Raw genomic sequence first — 19,402 nt, forward strand, 5'->3', positions numbered from 1 at the left:
CCCGCTACGTTGATAACAGGTCGCCAAAACTCACCGGCAAGTGCTTCCTCAGCTTGCCGCTCTGAAAGGTCAGGATCATGCGGGCGCAAGGTAAAACGCCGAAGGTCTTGATCGCTGTTGGCAGCGCTATCGTCAGCAGGAGCCGGTTATCGACATTCCCGAGGGGAGACGGGGCGCACGCCTCGCGACACAAGACCCGTAAGGGTATTTACACAGGAGAAAATCGCATGGCGGTTTTCGTAATAGACAAACAGAAGCAACCGTTGATGCCGTGCAGCGAAAAGCGCGCCCGCTTGCTGCTAGGGCGCGGTCGTGCCGTGGTGCATAAGCGTTACCCGTTTACCATTCGACTGAAAGATCGGGTGGGCGGAGACATGCAGCCGCTACGCCTGGGCATTGACCCTGGCAGCAAGACCACTGGGTTGGCGCTGATGCGCGAATCGAACAGTGCCAAGCCAGACGACCAACAACGCCATGTGCTGCGTCTGTTTGAGCTGGTGCATCGTGGGTACCAGATCAAAAAGGCGTTACAACAACGCGCCGCCTTTCGGCGTCGTCGCCGGTCGAAGAATCTGCGCTACCGCGCCCCGCGTTTTAACAACCGCACTAAGTCTAAAGACTGGTTGGCACCGTCGCTGCAGCATCGCGTTGACACCGTGATGGCCTGGGTAAATCGGCTCAGTCGCTTGGCACCGATCACCGGCATCTGCCAAGAGTTAGTGCGCTTTGACACGCAACAGTTGGAAAACCCAGAGATCAGCGGCGTCGAGTATCAGCAAGGCACGCTGTTGGGCTACGAGGTGCGCGAATATTTACTGGAAAAGTGGGGGCGCGAATGTGCGTATTGTGGCGACACAGACACACCACTTGAAGTCGAGCATGTGGTGCCGCGTTCACGCAGCGGTTCGAATCGTGTCAGCAACTTAACGCTGAGCTGCCACCCCTGCAATCAGGCCAAGAACAGCCAGGCATTGGCTGACTTCTTTGCCCACGACAAGGGGCTGCATCGCCGCTTGAAAGCCAATGGCCACACCGCTGCCATTCGACTAGAGCGGGTACAGCGCCAGCTCAAGCAGTCATTAAGAGATGCCAGCGCCGTCAACGCGACCCGTTGGGCGCTGTTCTCCGCGCTCAAGACCACTGATTTGCCGGTTGTCGTCAGCAGCGGCGGCCGCACCAAATACAACCGCCAGCGACTGGGCATCCCTAAAACCCACGGCCTGGATGCTGCCTGTGTCGGTGCATTTGACACGCTTCACGCTTGGCAGGTACCTACCTTAACCATCAAGGCGATGGGGCGTGGCAGCTATCAACGCACGCGCCTGAACAAGTACGGCTTCCCACGCGGCTTTTTGATGCGACAGAAGCAAGTAAGAGGCTTTCAGACCGGCGACATGGTGCGTGCGATGGTGCCCACCGGCAAGAAAGCCGGAATGCATACGGGGCGTGTCGCGGTGCGTAAAACCGGCAGCTTCAATATCCAAACAGAACACGGTGCGGTGCAAGGGGTTTCGCACAACTACTGCACCGTGATCCAGCGCGGTGATGGCTACGGCTATCACCACACCCCCTCTATCAACCTAACAGGAGGAGCGGGACAGGCGGTGGCGTGATCCAAGTCGCCCTGCGGGCGACGCGCTCTCCCTCCTCGCACTAAAAGTACGAGGTATCCCGCGTAAAATCTGATGATTACAAAATTAGTATTTATTACGAGGAGTGACTCCGACTAAACGACGTTGGCCCACGCGCCTAGACTTCTCTAAGATCAGAGTTACTTTTTTTAAGAGCCGCCCTTATGAAACCTGAAACTATCGCCCTTCACCATGGCTACGTGCCGGATTCACAACATGCCGTTGCGGTGCCGATTCATCAGACCACCTCGTTCTCATTTGACAGTGCGCAGCACGCAGCGGACCTGTTTGATTTGAAAGTGGAGGGAAATATCTATTCCCGCATTATGAACCCTACCTGCGCCGTTCTGGAGCAGCGAGTGGCTGCGCTGGAAGGCGGCATTACGGGCCTAGCGGTAGCATCGGGGATGGCCGCAATCACCTATGCTATTCAAACCATCGCCGAAGCGGGCGATAACATCGTGTCGATTAGCGAGCTGTATGGCGGTACCTACAACCTGTTTGCTCACACGTTGCCGCGTCAGGGTATTCAGGTGCGGTTTGCCGATAAAGATGATATTGCGGGCATCGAAGCGCTGATTGATGAACGCACTAAAGCAGTGTTTTGCGAAAGTATCGGCAACCCCTCCGGCGGCGTCGTCGATCTGCGTGCGCTTGCCGATGCTGCCCATCGTCACGGAGTGCCGGTGATAGTAGATAACACCACCGCCACGCCATTTTTATGTCGGCCAATTGAGCATGGAGCGGATATTGTCGTCCATTCGGCGACCAAGTATATCGGCGGCCACGGCACCACGGTGGGTGGAGTCATTGTGGATTCAGGAAAATTCCCCTGGGCTGAACATGCCAGCCGGTTCCCGCTGCTGAACGAGCCGGATGTCTCCTATCATGGCGTTAGCTATACCCGCGATGTGGGCGATGCAGCATTTATTACCCGAGCACGGGTAGTACCGTTACGCAATATGGGGGCGGCACTATCTGCTCAGGCGGCCTGGAATCTTCTGCAGGGGCTGGAAACGTTGTCACTGAGGATAGAGCGTATTTGCGCTAACGCGCTGGCGGTGGCGAAGCACCTAGAAAGCCATCCCCAGGTGGCGTGGGTGCACTATGCAGGATTGGAGAGCCACCCAGACCACGCACTCGCGCACCGCTATATGCACGGTCATGCCTCGGGCATTCTTAGCTTTGGTATTGTGGGCGGCCAAGCCGCTGGCGAACGCTTTTATGATGCGCTGTCGCTCATTCTGCGGCTGGTCAATATCGGCGATGCCAAGAGTTGTTCCTCTATTCCGGCATCTACAACGCACCGCCAGCTAAATGACCAAGAGCTAAAAACAGCGGGCGTTACTCCGGATATGGTGCGCCTGTCGATAGGTATTGAGCATATTGACGATTTGCTGGCGGATATTGATCAGGCACTAGCGGCTTCCCAGGGCTAGCGGATCGTTCGGTGCGCTGGCAGGTTTACCTAATTGCTCCCAGCGCACTTTGCTCGACTAAATCATAGGTGCTTATGGTTGGCACCATTGCTTCTATATTTATTTCCGGCCTAGAACCCATCGGAAACGTTCCACCAGCAGAACGAGAAAGGACGTATTACGTCAATTGGAGGGGTTGGGTGAAGCTGCCTGACTCAAACAAACCGGTCTCAGGAATACTCGGGGCGATTCAGTTCGGCGAAGGGACGAGTCCGGCTGATCTTGAGTTCCATATCGTCGTTGGGGATATAGGGGATGATCGAAAGTATCATAAGGCTACATCATCCACTCACTGATCAGTGTTGCGTTCAGAAACTGCCCCCGTCAACTGGCTACCAATCGTTCGAATACTGCTGTCGCAAGTCGATACTGACTGCCATCGGGTTCAACGCGCCCGTACAGCATCCTTTTGAATGATACGGGCTAAATACTCCGGGATTTTGACTTCCGGGTTGTCTCGAAATTGCTCTAAACGATGTTGCACCTTCGACTCAGACGCCGTGAGGTGCCTGAATAGGGATTTGCGTGCCTGTTCTGGCTTTCGTGAAAGCATCAAGCTGAAAACTTCCCGGTGTTCATCAAAGAAGGGATCACTTTGGGGGAAGTCGATCTTGCCCCCCAGCAGGTGCTTGCTAATCAGCAGTATGGGACGTGTACGTTGCAGCATGGTCACGACCTCATCGTTTCCACCAGCCACCATGGCATGCTGATGAAGATCATTTTCCAGTTCGTCGAGAAGCCTGCCCTGGATATTGGGGTATTGGTTTTCGGCACTGTCTAGACGCTCGATGTACCGTTTGATATCGGAGTCAGGCAGGCGACCAGTGGCTTGAGCGATCATGAAAGGTTCAAGCTGCTGTCGAGCCGCATACAGTTGGTGAAGACGGTCGTCATCCAGTGGTACCACCGTCCAACTGCTGTATTTATTGTTTTCAACCAAACCCAGGGACTGTAGATAAAGCAGGATCTTCTGCGTGGTGGTCCGGCTGACGTCAAGTGACTTGGAGAGCTTCAGTTCGTTTAGCTCCATGCGGCCCAGCATCGAGCAATAAACGATGTCACGCTCAATCTCTTCGGCAAACTTCCTCCAGGAGTCGATTCGCCGTACAGACACCTCTCCACCGGCTAGTGAGAAATCCTTCTCGGTAATCTGTCGTCTGATCACCTCTTTCGGTTGGTTCCCGACCAAATATCCTCTTCCGTCGAAACGACTGATTTTCTCTTCGTCGTGAAGCCTTTCGAGCGTTTGGCGAACTGGAGAGCGACTTAACTTGAAAATCTCAGAAATGTTGCTTTCCAGCAGCACAAGACCAGTTTCAAGGTGGCCACACTCCATGCTCTCGACCAATATGTGGTAGAGCTGATCTTTTAGAGTACCCATTCGACTCTCCGATACCGTGTCGCTTGCTGTTTCTGCTTGTAGCGTCCTACTTGCAGGGCAGGCGCCTGGCCAAGGGAACATGGCGAAAACGAAAGTACCTGCAGCGAGGCCGTGCCTTCGGTTGTCACTGCTCACTGGCGTGTCTATTCATGTTACCGGGTGAGCGTAAAGGTCGGTAGCAGGCTTCGCCAACACAGTCGGAGGCCATCGAACCTTCATAGTAGCGTGCACTTCTCGGCCTGAAAGATAGCCCCTGACCGATTCAGCACTTCACCCTGCCTGTCGCTAGCCAATGCTGGTTGGGCAGCACTGCCTACGCTAGGCGTTGGCAAGACGGCGCGTCGACGTGCAGCCTCAAGCGGCGTCTTTCCAGGGCCGGCCGACGATGGTTCGTCGTCATTACTAGCTTGTCGGGTAGGTGACCTGACATCCTGCAAACGACCGGCCGGACCGATAGGCTGGTAAGCTGCCATTGCCACTGCGGCGGCGGGGCATCCCTAGGTAACGGCGCCGACCATCCACGGGACGAATTCATTGTTGCCATATCCCAGGGTTTCGCTCACGCTCAATTCGCCTGACGCAACCGCGATGATCTTCTCAAAGATCATTTCGCCGACTTCCTCGACACTTGCCGTGCCATCAGCGATAACCCCGCAGTTGATGTCCATGTCTTCGGCCATGCGCTCATACATGGTGGTATTAGTCGCGAGCTTGATGGACGGAGCTGGCTTGTAACCGGATACGGAGCCTCGGCCGGTGGTGAAGCAGACCATGTTGGATCCAGAAGCAATTTGCCCCGTGACAGATACTGGATCGTAGCCAGGGCTATCCATGAAATTGAAACCGGATCGAGTACGAGGCTGGGCATACTCGAGGACATCATTGAGGCTGGTGGACCCACCTTTAGCAACCGCCCCCAGCGACTTTTCCAATATTGTGGACAGGCCACCAGCCTTGTTTCCCGGAGAAGGGTTGTTATTGAGCTCTGCACCATTGATCTCTGTGTAGTGCTTCCACCAGGCGATACGGTCTAGGAGCTTGCCTGCCACTTCTTTGCTCACGGCACGATCCAGGAGAAGGTGCTCGGCTCCATATATTTCAGGAGTCTCGCTGAGAATCACACTTCCACCGTGCTTGACGATGAGATCCGCGGCGTGCCCGAGCGCCGGGTTTGCGGTTATCCCGGAGTAGCCATCCGATCCACCACACTGGAGGGCTACGGTGAGGTTACTCAAAGGACTGGGTTGACGTACTGGCCTTGGTTGGCTGTGCGCCATGTCGAGGATCTTGTTGCGTGCCAGTTCAATGCTTGCCCTGGTGCCGCCAATGTCCTGGATATTGAAATAGTAGAGACGAGATGTATCGGACAATCCCGATTTTTCGACCAGTTGCTTGACCTGGTTTGTCTCGCAGCCCAGACCGATGATCAGAACAAAGGCGAAGTTCGGATGTCTTGCATAGCCTGCGATTACCCTCTCCAGAAAGGCAAAACCTTCCGTTTCGGTATTCATGGCACAGCCTGAGCCATGTGTCACCGGGACGACACCATCATAGCCAAGCGCTTCGACTTCACCAGACGCGTTTAGTTGTTCAGCGGCCATTTTCGCGACCGTAGCTGAGCAATTTACCGTGGAAAGGATACCAATATAGTTCCGTGTACCGGTCTGACCATCCGAACGAAGGTAACCATTGAAGTGTCTGGTGCTGGATTCAGCGCTGGTCGTCAGCGCTGGAGAAAACCCTTCCAGGGATGTGGTGCGCTCGAGCATCGATACATTATGTGTATGTACATGCTCACCCTGGGCTATGTCACAGCTGGCATTGCCGATGACCTGCCCATATTTGGTGATGCTGTCGCCAGCAGCTATCGCCTTCAAGGCAACCTTGTGGCCCGCATCAATATTCTGCAAGGACAGGTTGGAGTCATCGTCAATCGGCATGCCTTGCGGCAGGGGACGAGCGGCGACCCCAACATTGTCCTGGGGATTCAAACGAATGACAGCGGGCGTGTTGTTGATTAACTGCATGGACGGCCTCTGGAGGAGAAATCGCAAACTGGCAAAAAGCCTATCAGCTTTGGAAAGCATGACGATTAGACTATAGTATCACAAAACGTTCATTGCGCACAATGAACGTTTGCTTTAGCTTTGGCCTCGCATGCTGCCCGGTTGCCCTCACCAGGGCAGATCAAAAAAAGCTACAACAGGTGACTCATGAAAAAAGCAAAATCATTTTTGACGGCTGCGACCCTTACGCTTTCAAGTGGTGCCATGATGGTTGCCGCGGCCAACGCCCAGGCAGCGACCTCGCTGCGCCTCGCACACACCTTCAACCCTGGCGAAGCTAGTTACGAACTGCTGAATACTTTAGGCGATCGGGTAGAAGAACGAACCAATGGTGAGCTCAAGATTCAGGTATTCCCGAGTGAACAGCTTGGTTCAGAAGTACAGCTGCTCCAACAGTCAAAGAATGGTTCCGTCGATATCGTTGTACCGGGCTATTCCGGCGCCAGCACGCTTCTCCCGGCCATGGAAATTTCAAACGCGCCTTTCATTTTCCAAAGCTGGGATGAAGCACGTCATATTCTGGAAGGGGAAGCCTATCAGCCGATCTTCGATGAGCTGAAGGAGCAACACAATCTGGTTCCTCTGGCAAAGACCTGGTACTGGGGTTGGCGCAACCTCACCTTCAATGGTGATGAAGTCCATAGCGTCGAAGACATGAAGGGGCTCAAGGTACGCGTGCCCGAGTCGCCGGCCTGGGTAGAAATGGTGAAGGCGTTCGATGCCTCCCCGACCCCGATCCCTTTCAGTGAGGTCTACTTGGCGCTGCAGCAGGGTACTGTCGATGGTCAGGAAAATCCGATTCCCACCATCTATTCTCGCAAGTTCTATGAAGTTCAGGATCAACTGGTCATGAGCAAGCACATGCTGCAAAGCCAGGTTGTGCTGATGAACTCTCAGAAGTTCGCGTCCCTATCGGACAGCAACCAAGAGATTCTCCGGGAAGTAGTTCAAGAGCTGGCCCAGGAGAACTATGAGCTGCAGACCGAGCGTGAAGCCTCCATGCTTGAAGAGCTTCGTGCTGGCGGCCAGATCAATGTTATCGAAGACATTGATCGTGCGTCCTTCGAGCAAGCCTCCGAGCAAGCCAGGGAAAACCTGGTCGATCGCTGGGGTGAAGAAGACTATCGCCGTGTAATGACAGCGATTGAAGACTACCGCAACTAAATACTGCCATCTTTCCGCCTTGTCTCGCTGGCTTGTCGCCAAGGGCAAGGCGGCGATTGGTTAATGGTGAAACATGACTAGTTTTCTTGTGAAAGTGAACAGTGGTTTGCTTACAACAGAGAAGGTGACCATCGGTGTAATTCTGGGTGTGATGGCGCTGCTTCTCACGTTGGGAGTGGCGTTTCGATACCTCCTTGGCGCTCCTTTCGTATGGAGCGAAAGTGTGTCGAAACTGCTGATCGTCTGGTTGACATTTGTGGGCACTAGTGTGGCTTTCGCTGAGAAACAGCATATTACCGTGGATTCAGTGGTATCTGCCATGCCGAGCAGCGTAAGAAGCGTCGTTCATACACTGGTTCTGCTCATCTCCATTGCCATCCTTGGCACCATGGCGTTTCTTGGATACGAGTACTGCCAGACGGTGGTCAGCAGTACATCTCCGATATTAGGTATATCCCTTGCCTGGTTCGCTTATGCAATGCCGCTGTTCTTTATATTCAGCGCTTTTCACTTAATTGTGAACGCTATCGTGGAACGCTCTTTCAATGCGTTCGAAACAGATATGGAAAATGTATAGGTGTGAAATGCTGATTATTATACTCGCCGTACTGTTTTCCTTGATTCTTCTTGGTATGCCAATTGCTCTGGCGATGCTGGGCGCCTCCGTGATATCCATCATCTCTCTGGATATTCCGCTGAATGTACTGGCGCAACGGGTGTCTTCCGGGGTCGAGTCCTTTCCGTTGCTGGCCATACCTCTTTTCATGCTCGCCGGCGGCATCATGAACAAGAGTGGTATCAGCGAAAGGCTTTTCGATTTCACCAGATCCCTGGTCGGCCACCTGAGAGGCGGACTTGCCCACGTCAACGTCCTGTCCAGCGTTCTGATGGCCGGCATCTCCGGTTCTTCTCTTGCTGACTGCGCCGCGACGACACGGGTCATGGTTCCTCAAATGGAACGCAATGGCTATGATCGTGGATTTTCAGTTGCTCTCACGGCCTCTTCTGCCACGCTGTCTCCTATCATTCCTCCTTCGATACTGATGGTCGTTTATGGCTGGCAGGCCAATATTTCCATTGGCGATCTTTTCATTGCAGGCATCCTTCCTGGGCTGCTGATCGCCTTCCTGCTGACCCTTCTCATCACCGGCATCAGCATCGTCAAGCAATACCCGAAGGATGAAGGTTTCCAACGTTCTCGCGTGGTCAGCTACTTCAAGAAGTCGGTATGGGCGTTGCTCATGCCCGTATTGATTATCGTCGGGTTCCGCATGGGCATCTTCACCGTCACCGAAGTTGCCGCGGTCGCCGTTGCGTACTCCTTCTTCGTAGGGAAGTTTGTTTACAGAACATTGAGCTGGAAGGACATGGGAGAGCTGCTCGTCTCCACGTCACGTGAGGCGGCTTCCATCTTGATCATTATCGCTGCTTCGGCTCCTCTGGCCTGGTCGCTGAGCATATTGCAAGCGCCTCAGGAAGTGGTCACATGGATCACCGGGCTGACGGATGACCCCCTGATGGTTCTGCTGCTGCTGAACCTGGCGTTGCTGGTCATTGGCATGTTCATGGAAACCATCGCCGTGATCATCGTCCTCGTGCCGATACTAATTCCTCTGCTGAATGCTCTGGATATCAGTCTTGTCCATTTCGGCATCATCATGCTGTTCAACCTGCTGATTGGACAGATTACCCCGCCGCTAGGCGTCCTGATGTTCGTAAGCTGCAATATTGCCAAGTTGAGCACGCTGCAATTCCTGCGCTCTTCTCTGCCGTTCTTCCTGGTGCTGCTGCTGGCCCTTCTGGTGATCACTTACGTTCCCGGCTTGTCCCTGGCATTCATCAACTAACAAGGTCGACATTCATGCATATTGTACAAGTGGTAAATAATGGTAATAAGGTCGTGGCTGCTGTCGTCAACGGCGATGAACTCGAACTGCTGTCGCAGCCTCTCTACACCATTGCGCTTCAGGCCGCGAACAGCGGCAACAAGCTCGTCGAGTCGTTGGTTGATTTCCGCACGAGTGACATCATGTCCTACGACACTGCCATCCGCGATGGACGCCTTCGCGCGCCGATCACCCACCCCGAGCCTGCCAATCTGCTGCTGACCGGTACCGGCCTAACCCACCTTGGAAGCGCAGCGCCCCGTAGCCAGATGCACGCAGGGGAGAAAGCCGAGCCCAAGACGGCTCAGCCAACCGATACGCAGCGCATGTTCGACCTTGGCGTTGCCGGCGGAAAGCCCGCATCGAACGAGGTGGGTGCACAACCAGAATGGTTCTATAAGGGAACAGGGCATACCCTGCGTGCGCCCTTCGCCGAGATCACCATGCCGGACTTTGCCCTGGATGGTGGCGAAGAGGCCGAGCTTGCAGGCATCTATATTGTCAATGACGAGGGACGCATCTTCAGAGTCGGCTTCTCCCTGGCCAACGAATTTTCCGATCATGTGACAGAAAAGCAGAACTATCTGTACCTGGCTCATTCCAAGTTACGTGACTGCAGCATCGGTCCTGAAATCTTCGTTGGTGACCTGCCGGAGGAGGTCGAGGGGAGTGTCTCCTTGCATCGCAATGGCGAGCGGTTGTGGCATCGCGCTTTTATGAGCGGTGAAAAGCACATGTGCCACTCGGTGAGCAACCTTGAACATCACCATTTCAAGTACGCGACGTTCTGTCAGCCCAATCAGCTACATATCCACTTCTTTGGTGCTGCGGTATTGAGCTTCGGTGACGGAATCGCACTCGAAGATGGTGATGAGATGCGCATCGAATGCGACATCATGACTCGCCCACTGAGCAACGTGCTGAAGCGTACCCCCGCGGCGAAGCCGACCATCGAGACGCTGTAAAACGAGAATTGAAGGAGATTGTTAATGTACGCATTGGAAGGCAAGCAACTGATCGGCAGCCAGGCCATCGCGGCCAAGGGAGAGCCCATCCACGCTATCAACCCGGCCACCGGCAAAACCCTGGCGCCCGGCTACCCGGCGGGCTCTAGGGCTGAGGTCGAGCGCGCCTGTGAACTGGCCTGGGCCGCCTTCGACCGTTACCGCGAGACCGGTCTCGAGGCGCGGGCGACGTTCCTCGAGACCATCGCCGACGAGATTGAGGCCCTGGGCGACGCCCTGATCGAGCGCGCCATGGCGGAATCCGGCCTGCCCCAGGCACGGATCGCCGGCGAGCGCGGCCGCACCTGCGGTCAGCTCAGACTGTTCGCCTCGGTGGTACGCGCCGGTGAATGGCTCGACGTACGCCACGACCCGGCCTTGCCAGAACGCGAGCCGATGCCCCGCGTCGATCTGCGACAGCGCCACATCGCCCTGGGACCGGTGGCGGTGTTCGGTGCCTCCAATTTCCCGCTGGCGTTCTCGGTGGCCGGTGGCGACACCGCCTCGGCGCTGGCCGCCGGCTGCCCGGTGGTGGTCAAGGCCCACTCCGCCCACCCCGGCACCTCCGAGCTGGTCGGTCGCGCGGTGCAGAAGGCGGTGGCGCGCTGCGAGCTGCCCGAAGGCGTGTTCTCGCTGCTCTTCGGCTCCGGCCGTGAGATCGGACAGGGCCTGGTCAGCGATCCACGGATCAAGGCGGTGGGCTTCACCGGCTCGCGCACTGGAGGCACCGCGCTGATGCAGACCGCCCAGGCGCGTCCCGAGCCTATTCCGGTGTACGCCGAGATGAGCTCGATCAACCCGGTATTTCTGCTGCCCGAGGCGCTCAAGGCCCGCGGCAAGGCACTAGGCGAGGCCTTCGTCGGCTCCCTGACCATGGGCGCAGGCCAGTTTTGCACCAACCCGGGGCTGGTGATCGCCATCGAGGGCGAGGAGCTGGACGGCTTCATCGCTGCCGCCGCCGAGGCGGTCAAGGGCGCGGGCGCCCAGACAATGCTGACGCCGGGCATCTTTGATGCCTACTGCAAGGGCGTGGCCACCCTCGCCGACAGCGACAAGGCCCATGAAGTGGCGCGTGGCCCCGCTGGCGACGGTCCGAACCAGTGTCAGGCTGGCCTGTTCGTGGCCAAAGCGAGCGACTTCCTCAATGACGAGGCGCTACAGGCCGAGGTATTCGGCTCTACCTCCCTGGTGGTCAAGTGCGCCGATCTCGACGAGGTCAAGGCGCTGGCCGAAGGACTGGAAGGTCAGCTGACCGCCACCCTGCAGATGGACGATGGCGACATCGACACCGCCCGCACCCTGCTGCCGGTGCTCGAACGTCGCGCTGGCCGGGTGATGGCCAACGGTTGGCCCACCGGGGTCGAGGTCTGCCACGCCATGGTTCACGGTGGCCCTTACCCTGCCACCTCGGACTCGCGTACCACCTCGGTGGGCAGCGCCGCGATGCATCGCTTTCTGCGTCCGGTGTGCTACCAGAACCTGCCCCAAGGTCTGCTGCCCGAGGCCATCCAGGACGGCAACCCGGCTGGCGTCAGCCGCTTGGTCGACGGTCAGCGCGAAGCCTAAAGCGAGATGCAGCGTTAGAGTAGAGGCTTGATCAAAGCACTTTGTTTGCCAGCGTTCAACGCAGGATAATGGAGTAGTGTAAGTCAGTTAAGCCTATTCTCAATAAGCTGACCATTAGACCTTCCCGTGGCAGTCTGCCTGACGCGGGAAGGTCTAGTCATTTCAGCGATGCCGTTAATGGCTTTTCCAAGCTTGAATCGCACCGGATATTCTAGACACCCGTTAGGCTAGGAGTGTCCGGAGAACACAGGGCAGTCTAAAAGAGCCTAACAAGTGCCTAGAATACTCGGGGCGATTTAGTGAGATATACTCAATCCAATCGCTTCTAGAAACAATGAGAGAAGTCTAATGACGCTACCTTATGAACGGACACGTGCAATTATCCAGACTGAAGCCTTTCTGATTGAACTGAGCAAGGATAAATACCTTCCTGATGAGAAGCGACAAGAGGCCCGACGCTTGCTGCGCCATTACCCAAGCCGTAGAGAAGTGCTTATGGCTGGCGAGTTAGAAGAAAAACTTACGTCAGGGACTATTTTTCATCCTATGCTGTCTAGCAAAGAAGAATAAGTGAATACAAAACCTATACTGCCGTGACTCATCTAAAATTTGATTCCTCAAGAATTTACTAGAGGTGAAGAGATATGCTTAGTACTGATGACTCAAAACAGGAAAGTACAATCGTCATCTGGAGGGCGGCTATAGCGCTGTTTGGTGGGGATCGAACAGCAGCGGACAAGTGGTTACACAGTGAAGCTATAGGGCTTAGTTGGCAGCGTCCCATTGATGTCATGCAGGTAGACGGTCAGCAGGTGCTGGATCTGATTAAGAGGATAGACAGAGGCGTTTACACATAACCTCGCCATTCTGCGGTGACTTGATCGTGGTTTTTAGCCCCTTCTATTAATTCTGCTCAAGAAGTTGAATAATTGTTCAGGCTCGCTATTGATGTCTGTACGCCTTTACTCGAAAGATGCCTATTCGATTTTCAGAGCGTTACCACCCAATGTTGCACCACCTTTTCTAATTCTGGCCAACCGACCAATTACTAAATCATCAAATACCTTAATATCATAAGCTTATTGAATTACCTTCGATTATCTTTGAAAGGATAATTGCGTACGAGGTCTGAGCAATCTGATTCGTTTTCCAGTACCAATAATCGATCTTTCAACATTTCACGTATTACCTTCCCTATTGCAAACCGCTCTTCCTGCGTCAGGCATATGTTGACGTTAGCAGTGGTCACACTCAACTGAGAGGGTTGCCATTGCTGGTCGAGGGCGGCGCGGGTGTCCTTTATAGCCTCATCTAATCCCATGCCGCCCAAGCCTGCGAGGATGTTCTCGTGTCGCATCATGGCTACTCTCCATACGTAGGCTCGGACTCTAAAGTGTAGCGCTATTCAATCAAGGGGTGACGTCGTGACGTCGAAAGTACACGTTTTTTTGATGCAGGCAAAGAAAAGCCCGCCCCCTAAGGGGCGGGCAATTTCAATCATCGCTATCCTAGCAAGCTCTCATAAGCATCCTGCTTATGCATCCATGGCGTCATAGAGCGTTCCGTGCCTAGTTTCCTTTTTGATGAGCATCCATTGCCCAGCTATTTTCGCCGAGTCACGTTTCAAATAAATTGCAAATATCATAGGTTATGACATTTATTCTCTATAAAAACGTGAAATAACCCCGCTTAAAACCCTGAATTCAAGATTAGTCGCTTTATTGAAGGCAGAACAATATCGAAAGCGGTAGCATCTCCTGCTTTTCTTTTCCCACCTGGTTGCCGTCATGCCCTCTCGCTCTACCATCGTGCCGTTATCTAGCTTACTACTTGCCGTTGCCGCCGCCGTGGGCATGGCGACCATCGGGGTGATTTCGCGCATTACACAGCTCGGCGCGGAAAGCATCACGTTCTACCGACTAGGTCTGGGCGCGGGCTTTTTGCTGCTTTACCTGATCATTACCCGCCGCGGCCAACATCTACGCCACGCTCCTGGCTGGGGAGTAGTAATCACCGGCGGTTTGCTAGCGTCATTTATCCTGTTTTACGTGCAGGCGATGAACTACACACAGATGGCCAACGCCATTATGGTGGTGTATTTAGCGCCGGTGTTTTCCGCGTTAATAGCGCATTTCGTCTTTCATGAGCGCTTGAGGCGCGCGCAACTCGTCTGCATTGCCACAGCACTATTTGGCTTTGCAATGATGCAGGAGTTTCAGCTAAAGCTAGACAACGGCAGTGACGCCACAGGACTAGGATTTGCACTGCTGGCGATGCTTGCCTACAGCGGCTTTATTTTGACCAATCGCGGCTTGCCGCCACGTCATAACGGCCATACCGGTGCCTTCTGGCAGCTACTGTTCGGCGCGCTGGCAATTTTACCCTTCGCCCTGATTAAACCCGAGGGGTTAAGCGCCGCGCCTTGGCAGTGGCCGTGGCTGCTGGGGGCGGGCCTGGTGCCGGGCTTTGTCGCGCTGCTGTTTGCCGTGTTGGCGATAAACCGTCTTCCCACCGCACTGTACGGCACCCTGGCCTACTGCGAGCCGCTGGCAGTGGTACTTTTCGGCTGGAGCCTATTCGGCGAAGCCTTATCGCCGTTGCAGTTGATCGGCGGCGCTTTGATACTGGCTAGCGGTATCATCCAAGCACGCCTAAGCCAGCGGAACGGGTAACGGCTATTTTTGGGCCTGTGGTTCAGATCTGGCATGAGCGGCTGGCATCACCTGTTAACAAGGGAGATCTAGCGCTCCACAGGCCTACTGGGTAACAACGTGGGCCATCGCGCACACCTCCCATACTCAGAAGGCGCTCTGCTGACAGCGACAGAGTGCCGTAGACATATGAGATACACGAAAAGTATTTTTCAGGCGAAAATAGCGTGATTTATTCACGCCTATTGACCAAAATTCAAGATTATCTTCATTATCTTGAATTTTTAACCAGCGTCCTGAGGCAGAGTGCTTAGCCGAGCAGCCTTCAGGGTAATCGTACTAACTGTCATACCAAACCAATCCCTAACCGATAAAGCAGATGAATTTTCATGTGATTAGGGCGTTTGCTTTCCGAGCTGAGCCCACACACGTATGACTACTTTGCCAGTGAGCTTTGACACGGTGATGATGCGCTATTTGTTGAGGTACGCGCTCAGCGAAAATTAGCGTCGCCGCTTTGTGGCCACTTAGAACATCTTCGCTAGTGTAATGAAAATTATGGATATAACCGTTGGCAGGTCTGTTCAAAAACAGCAACTTTAAATAATTCGATAAAAACGAATATAAACAGTACTTTTAATCAATTTTTTTATTTATTTTGCGCAGTTAATATTAGCGCACTTACTGATGCAGCACGCCATAACGATCTGATAATTGGATCCGTAAATTAAAGAGAGTATTAACCATGAAAAAAGTTACGCTTATTTCTGCAATTGCCATCACATTAACGTCTACTGCTGCTCTAGCGGAACAGGGTGCTGGTGAGCTTAATGAAATCGTTCATGCAAGCACTTCTGCAAACTACAGTACCGAAAATTTGCGCATCGCCCCAGCTGATTTGACGCTTGTGAACGGCGACGCTGCCAAAAACGCTGTTATCGAGCCTAGCTCTGAATTGCATTACTCAACTAGCAACGATGACCAGTTTGCAGCATCTGAACTGCCGGATCGTAATGCCTCTTGAAATGCTGTTTGAAACACAGCGGAGCTCAGCTTCATACGTGCCAATAATCCCACCGCGAGGTGGGTTTTTTTGGCACGTATGAAGCTGATATAAAAATACTTCAAAATCAAATAATTATAAGTAAAACCCTATTTTATAGACCCCGTTTCGCAAGGGGCATATCCGCATTTAGCATCCCCTCATAACCCATATTATTTTAAATAATTCGTACGCACTAATTTGCTACCTAAATATTCAAAGAGAATTCGCTTTTTTCCAGAACAGCTGCTGGGCTCGTTCCAGAGAGTCTTGCCGATTTTTAATTGTCGCGTGGGCCATGGTCAGTTCCAGTTTGTTCGGTACCACGGTACAACACCGCGGCGCACTTAAATAAACATTTAATTTTTTCTTGAGCGGTCACTCGCTTACAGGCTTAGCCTAGCGCCACGGGAAATGCAAAGCGATGCTCAACAGTATCCGCTTGCCACGTTCTATGCGGCTGACGCTATGATCGTAGAGGTCGGGCCGGAAAAGTACCATACGGTTGAAGAGGGAAAAGATGACACGATCGGTTTCGAAAACGCCACCTTGCTGTGGCTCCTTCAGGACAAGATTTAGTTTGTAGTAGCTGCCGCTGCTCACCGGGTCGTTATGACGCATAACACTGTGGCCTTCGGGGTAGGTCACGAGATTGATTGTCAGGCGGTTTAAATCGAGCAAAGTGCGGTTAATAATACGGGCCATGGGCGTTTTCCTGCAATTGATTGGCACTATTAGAGCGCATTTTTAGTGATCACTCATTAATGCGTAAAGTGCCCTCACTTTCACAGCGCAAGTGTTATGTCAGGAAAGATAACCTTGCAGTGACTCACTGCTATTTTTGATAGAAGAGGTCAATATGAGCAACGACATCAATACAATGGAAGCTCTACAAACACGCTATGCGATGATCGAAGGACATCGCATAGCTTACAAGGAAATGGGTGAAGGCCAGCCGCTATAGTTGATTCATGGTATCCCGACTAACAAGCTGATGTGGCGCAATGTCATGCCGGAACTGGCCAAGCACTACCGTGTCATTGCTCCTGACATGTTGAACTATGGTGAGTCGGATATGCCGGTGGATGCTGATGTCTCTATCAATGCCCAAACCGGTATTTTCATCAAGTTGATGGATGCGCTCGGTGTCGCACGAGCAGACATTGTGTCGCATGATATCGGTGGTGGCATCGGTCAGCTGATGGCCGTTAAACACCCTGAGCGTGTGCGTCGTCAGGTACTGATCGATAGCGTATGCTTCGATTCCTGGCCAATCCCAGAGTTTAAGCAGTTGCTGGAACCGGGTGTCGAGGAAACTACCAGTGTCGAGGAATTTATCACCACCATGCGCGGCTTCATGCCAAGTGGTGTGCATGACCCGGCAGTAGCGACCGAAGAGATGATAGAGCGCTATGTGGCGCCGTGGAATAGCGTTGAAGGGCAGGCGGCATTCTTTCGCAACATGCGTCGCCTCAACAAAGAATACACTGAGGCCATCGCCGGTGATCTCAGGAATATCGAAATCGATACGCTGGTACTGTGGGGTGACAAAGACAGCTTCCAGAAACCGGATTATGGCCCCATGCTGGCAGATGCCATTCCGGGCGCCGAGCTGATCTGGGTGAGAGATGCCGGTCACTGGGTGACTGACGAAAAACCAGAAGAGACAGCGCGTTATATCCTCGAGTTCTTCGCACGCTGAGATATAGTCAAGAGCGGTGTATGCGGATTAGAACCAGCGACGCTTCGATGGTCGTTGGTTTGAGAGGTTTGCTCGATGCCGTCGATAAATGTGCCGGTTGGTTGATGCTGGAGATAGCGATGAAAATTAAAGAAAAAGTTGAAATTGAAACCGTCACCGACGTGCAGTGTGATCTATGTCTCTGCTCTACTCGAGTCACTTCTGGTGGGCTTGAATTCGCTACACTCCAAGCACATTGGGGCTACGGCACCAAGCATGATGGCGAGCGATACGAGCTGCACCTCTGTGAGGATTGTTTTTTCCTCACACTAGCGAACCTAAAACAGGAGCAGCGCATACAAAATTTATTCAGCGAAGATGACGATGTAGTTCCAACCAACGCGAGAGACGAATTAGGGCTAGTGGCGAGGGATGACTACTTTCGCGACTAAGAAGGAAATAAACCTCCCTACATATTACGTCATTCAGCTAGTATCAAGCGTCCGCTCCTGCCCCAGGCTATGTAAAACGTAGCTATCCTCTTTACTTTCACCCCGGTCAGATCGTGGGAGGTATCGATGAAACGTTTCGTCGCAGGTCAATCCCGATCCCAAGCTACGTTGTTTTCTGAACTTCTGGATGGCTTCGCCTATGCAGTTCATACCTTTTGTTGATTGCCTTGGCGCGTGCGACCTCAAGTAGTTAGGCTTTAAAGGGTTTGATCAAAAGACACTGACGATATTCGAACCGGGGCAGTAAGTGCTTTTCCACGTTTTAACAATAATTGATTACTATGAAAATAAGTCTGCGCACCCTACAGGCCGGAGGATGAACGCTGAGCATACTTAACGTTTATCAATCTGTTACATCTTTTATCGCCGAAAGCATGGAATTGCCCTCATTAGCGGTGTTTTCTGCAAAGCACAGCTCAGCGTACTGAGTATCATAAGCGAGCGATCCAAAACAGTTTTTTAGTGCTCTGTGACATGCTGCTGGGCACGTAAAAAATGAGTTGACAATTAAGTTCTTTAATTAGCTTTAATTCTTACATCACCTTAGATAATACAGCTACGATTTATTGAAAGTAATTGTATACTATAATAATAAAGAAACTAAAATAATTGAATACTATTATATCCTAGATAAAAAAATAATAGCTTAAAAAACCTACCCACCACTATAAGCCACCTCTAAAATTATATTAAATATTGATCGAACAGGGGTTGCGCTAATCAAAAAATATGGTAAAAATAAAGAGAACAAATCCTCAAAACTGAATCGCCTAGCTACCCTAGAGTGACTTTTAAAATTATTGATACAGGTATTTTAATGCTCCAAGACTGTGGTTCAAGAAGGGTTCCATTATCTCATATTGAAGTAAGTCACTATTTATCGGCCCCTATTCTACGAGTATTTCTAGCTCGCTCGTCGCTCTTACGAGACGTGCATCGCATGTCTGAAAAGGCGATAAAAATTTATATACTTCAGCATCCTCCGGTAGTTTATGAGAATAAAAGGGGTAAAAATCGCAATCAACTATTATGTATTGCTAACCTGTTCCCTTTATATATCGCCAAGCGCTGTCTTTCCGAGAGCGAAAAAATTCGAGTTACATTAGTTGAAGCTCCGCCCGGTAAAAACACAGATTCCCACGCACTTTCGATAGCGCTATCAGCAGAAACGTGCCATGCGATTTCTCCAAAAGAGTTATCTCACTACCTCATGTCGTTATGGGAAAACTTAGCCACTTCTGATCCCATAGCATTAATTACCTTGTCTGAAAAGTTCAACAGTAAATCTTCTTTTTGTGAGGCCGTTGGCATCAACAGAAGAGATTTTTAAAGGGCGCGTT

18 protein-coding genes are annotated in these 19,402 nt (G+C 52.6%); 14 read left to right on the plus strand and 4 right to left on the minus strand.

The window, feature by feature from the left end; translation table 11 throughout:
• The first annotated feature begins 227 nt into the window (after positions 1-227).
• On the plus strand, positions 228-1,613 hold the full coding sequence (iscB, locus tag U738_RS14390; protein ID WP_081899112.1) for an RNA-guided endonuclease IscB: 1,386 nt from the start codon (positions 228-230) through the stop codon (positions 1,611-1,613).
• 182 nt (positions 1,614-1,795) lie between these two features.
• Positions 1,796-3,070: an O-acetylhomoserine aminocarboxypropyltransferase/cysteine synthase family protein gene (locus tag U738_RS14395; protein WP_035581698.1), complete on the plus strand. Its 1,275-nt coding sequence runs from the start codon at positions 1,796-1,798 to the stop codon at positions 3,068-3,070.
• Between the two features lie 424 nt (positions 3,071-3,494).
• On the opposite strand, the gene U738_RS14405 is transcribed toward U738_RS14395, so the two are convergent.
• Together U738_RS14405 and U738_RS14410 are read right to left on the minus strand one after the other, a co-directional pair.
• Positions 3,495-4,490: a GntR family transcriptional regulator gene (locus U738_RS14405; protein ID WP_035581702.1), complete on the minus strand. Its 996-nt coding sequence runs from the start codon at positions 4,488-4,490 to the stop codon at positions 3,495-3,497.
• Positions 4,491-4,987: 497 nt separating this feature from the next.
• A complete protein-coding gene (locus U738_RS14410) occupies positions 4,988-6,517 on the minus strand; it encodes a UxaA family hydrolase (protein ID WP_035583632.1) in 1,530 nt (509 codons plus the stop codon).
• Positions 6,518-6,703: 186 nt separating this feature from the next.
• On the opposite strand from U738_RS14410, the gene U738_RS14415 reads away from it, so the two are divergent.
• The 7 genes from U738_RS14415 (at position 6,704) to U738_RS23830 (ending at position 13,033) form a co-directional block, all read left to right on the plus strand.
• Positions 6,704-7,720: a TRAP transporter substrate-binding protein gene (locus U738_RS14415; RefSeq protein WP_051912785.1), complete on the plus strand. Its 1,017-nt coding sequence runs from the start codon at positions 6,704-6,706 to the stop codon at positions 7,718-7,720.
• 73 nt (positions 7,721-7,793) lie between these two features.
• A complete protein-coding gene (locus U738_RS14420) occupies positions 7,794-8,297 on the plus strand; it encodes a TRAP transporter small permease (RefSeq protein WP_035581705.1) in 504 nt (167 codons plus the stop codon).
• A 7-nt stretch (positions 8,298-8,304) separates the two neighbouring features.
• Positions 8,305-9,567, plus strand: coding sequence for a TRAP transporter large permease (locus U738_RS14425; protein WP_035581708.1), 1,263 nt, complete (start codon positions 8,305-8,307; stop codon positions 9,565-9,567).
• Between the two features lie 14 nt (positions 9,568-9,581).
• On the plus strand, positions 9,582-10,571 hold the full coding sequence (gene araD1, locus U738_RS14430; protein ID WP_035581711.1) for an AraD1 family protein: 990 nt from the start codon (positions 9,582-9,584) through the stop codon (positions 10,569-10,571).
• Between the two features lie 24 nt (positions 10,572-10,595).
• Positions 10,596-12,176 (plus strand): aldehyde dehydrogenase (NADP(+)), encoded by a 1,581-nt coding sequence (locus U738_RS14435; protein ID WP_035581714.1) that lies wholly within the window; start codon positions 10,596-10,598, stop codon positions 12,174-12,176.
• 348 nt (positions 12,177-12,524) lie between these two features.
• Complete coding sequence (locus U738_RS14440; RefSeq protein WP_035581716.1) at positions 12,525-12,746, plus strand: BPSL0761 family protein; 222 nt, start codon at positions 12,525-12,527, stop codon at positions 12,744-12,746.
• 74 nt (positions 12,747-12,820) lie between these two features.
• Positions 12,821-13,033 (plus strand): antitoxin Xre/MbcA/ParS toxin-binding domain-containing protein, encoded by a 213-nt coding sequence (locus tag U738_RS23830; protein WP_035581718.1) that lies wholly within the window; start codon positions 12,821-12,823, stop codon positions 13,031-13,033.
• Between the two features lie 230 nt (positions 13,034-13,263).
• On the opposite strand, the gene U738_RS14450 is transcribed toward U738_RS23830, so the two are convergent.
• The gene (locus tag U738_RS14450; RefSeq protein WP_035581721.1) at positions 13,264-13,536 is read right to left on the minus strand and encodes a hypothetical protein; all 273 of its coding nucleotides are present in this window, start codon (positions 13,534-13,536) and stop codon (positions 13,264-13,266) included.
• 427 nt (positions 13,537-13,963) lie between these two features.
• Here U738_RS14450 and U738_RS14455 point away from each other — a divergent pair, with 427 nt between their 5' ends.
• Both U738_RS14455 and U738_RS14460 read left to right on the plus strand, forming a co-directional pair.
• Complete coding sequence (locus tag U738_RS14455; protein ID WP_035581723.1) at positions 13,964-14,848, plus strand: DMT family transporter; 885 nt, start codon at positions 13,964-13,966, stop codon at positions 14,846-14,848.
• Positions 14,849-15,572: 724 nt separating this feature from the next.
• The gene (locus U738_RS14460; protein ID WP_035581725.1) at positions 15,573-15,851 is read left to right on the plus strand and encodes a hypothetical protein; all 279 of its coding nucleotides are present in this window, start codon (positions 15,573-15,575) and stop codon (positions 15,849-15,851) included.
• Positions 15,852-16,268: 417 nt separating this feature from the next.
• Here the strand turns inward: U738_RS14460 and U738_RS14465 are convergent, their stop codons facing one another.
• Positions 16,269-16,574, minus strand: coding sequence for a hypothetical protein (locus U738_RS14465; protein ID WP_035581727.1), 306 nt, complete (start codon positions 16,572-16,574; stop codon positions 16,269-16,271).
• A 259-nt stretch (positions 16,575-16,833) separates the two neighbouring features.
• Between U738_RS14465 and U738_RS14470 the strand changes: the two genes are divergently transcribed.
• The 3 genes from U738_RS14470 (at position 16,834) to U738_RS23240 (ending at position 19,392) form a co-directional block, all read left to right on the plus strand.
• Complete coding sequence (locus U738_RS14470) at positions 16,834-17,571, plus strand: alpha/beta fold hydrolase (RefSeq protein WP_235208651.1); 738 nt, start codon at positions 16,834-16,836, stop codon at positions 17,569-17,571.
• 20 nt (positions 17,572-17,591) lie between these two features.
• Positions 17,592-18,002, plus strand: a complete 411-nt coding sequence (locus U738_RS14475) for a hypothetical protein (RefSeq protein WP_235208652.1) — start codon at positions 17,592-17,594, stop codon at positions 18,000-18,002.
• 1,000 nt (positions 18,003-19,002) lie between these two features.
• On the plus strand, positions 19,003-19,392 hold the full coding sequence (locus tag U738_RS23240; RefSeq protein ID WP_152561142.1) for a hypothetical protein: 390 nt from the start codon (positions 19,003-19,005) through the stop codon (positions 19,390-19,392).
• The last annotated feature ends 10 nt before the right edge of the window (positions 19,393-19,402 follow it).

It is taken from the genome of Halomonas sp. TG39a (genome assembly GCF_000744395.1).
GTDB classification, from domain to species: Bacteria; Pseudomonadota; Gammaproteobacteria; order Pseudomonadales; family Halomonadaceae; genus Vreelandella; species Vreelandella ventosae_B.

What these genes read in the sequence shown, in the direction of transcription:
- U738_RS14410 (WP_035583632.1), bottom strand. Translation starts at nt 6,517, where the DNA reads ATGCAGTTAATCAACAACACGCCCGCTGTCATTCGTTTGAATCCCCAG.
- U738_RS23240 (WP_152561142.1), top strand. Translation starts at nt 19,003, where the DNA reads ATGTCTGAAAAGGCGATAAAAATTTATATACTTCAGCATCCTCCGGTA.
- U738_RS14465 (WP_035581727.1), bottom strand. Translation starts at nt 16,574, where the DNA reads ATGGCCCGTATTATTAACCGCACTTTGCTCGATTTAAACCGCCTGACA.
- U738_RS14460 (WP_035581725.1), top strand. Translation starts at nt 15,573, where the DNA reads ATGAAAAAAGTTACGCTTATTTCTGCAATTGCCATCACATTAACGTCT.
- U738_RS14395 (WP_035581698.1), top strand. Translation starts at nt 1,796, where the DNA reads ATGAAACCTGAAACTATCGCCCTTCACCATGGCTACGTGCCGGATTCA.
- iscB (WP_081899112.1), top strand. Translation starts at nt 228, where the DNA reads ATGGCGGTTTTCGTAATAGACAAACAGAAGCAACCGTTGATGCCGTGC.
- U738_RS23830 (WP_035581718.1), top strand. Translation starts at nt 12,821, where the DNA reads ATGCTTAGTACTGATGACTCAAAACAGGAAAGTACAATCGTCATCTGG.
- U738_RS14475 (WP_235208652.1), top strand. Translation starts at nt 17,592, where the DNA reads ATGCGGATTAGAACCAGCGACGCTTCGATGGTCGTTGGTTTGAGAGGT.
- U738_RS14455 (WP_035581723.1), top strand. Translation starts at nt 13,964, where the DNA reads ATGCCCTCTCGCTCTACCATCGTGCCGTTATCTAGCTTACTACTTGCC.
- U738_RS14420 (WP_035581705.1), top strand. Translation starts at nt 7,794, where the DNA reads ATGACTAGTTTTCTTGTGAAAGTGAACAGTGGTTTGCTTACAACAGAG.
- U738_RS14425 (WP_035581708.1), top strand. Translation starts at nt 8,305, where the DNA reads ATGCTGATTATTATACTCGCCGTACTGTTTTCCTTGATTCTTCTTGGT.
- araD1 (WP_035581711.1), top strand. Translation starts at nt 9,582, where the DNA reads ATGCATATTGTACAAGTGGTAAATAATGGTAATAAGGTCGTGGCTGCT.
- U738_RS14405 (WP_035581702.1), bottom strand. Translation starts at nt 4,490, where the DNA reads ATGGGTACTCTAAAAGATCAGCTCTACCACATATTGGTCGAGAGCATG.
- U738_RS14435 (WP_035581714.1), top strand. Translation starts at nt 10,596, where the DNA reads ATGTACGCATTGGAAGGCAAGCAACTGATCGGCAGCCAGGCCATCGCG.
- U738_RS14450 (WP_035581721.1), bottom strand. Translation starts at nt 13,536, where the DNA reads ATGATGCGACACGAGAACATCCTCGCAGGCTTGGGCGGCATGGGATTA.
- U738_RS14415 (WP_051912785.1), top strand. Translation starts at nt 6,704, where the DNA reads ATGAAAAAAGCAAAATCATTTTTGACGGCTGCGACCCTTACGCTTTCA.
- U738_RS14440 (WP_035581716.1), top strand. Translation starts at nt 12,525, where the DNA reads ATGACGCTACCTTATGAACGGACACGTGCAATTATCCAGACTGAAGCC.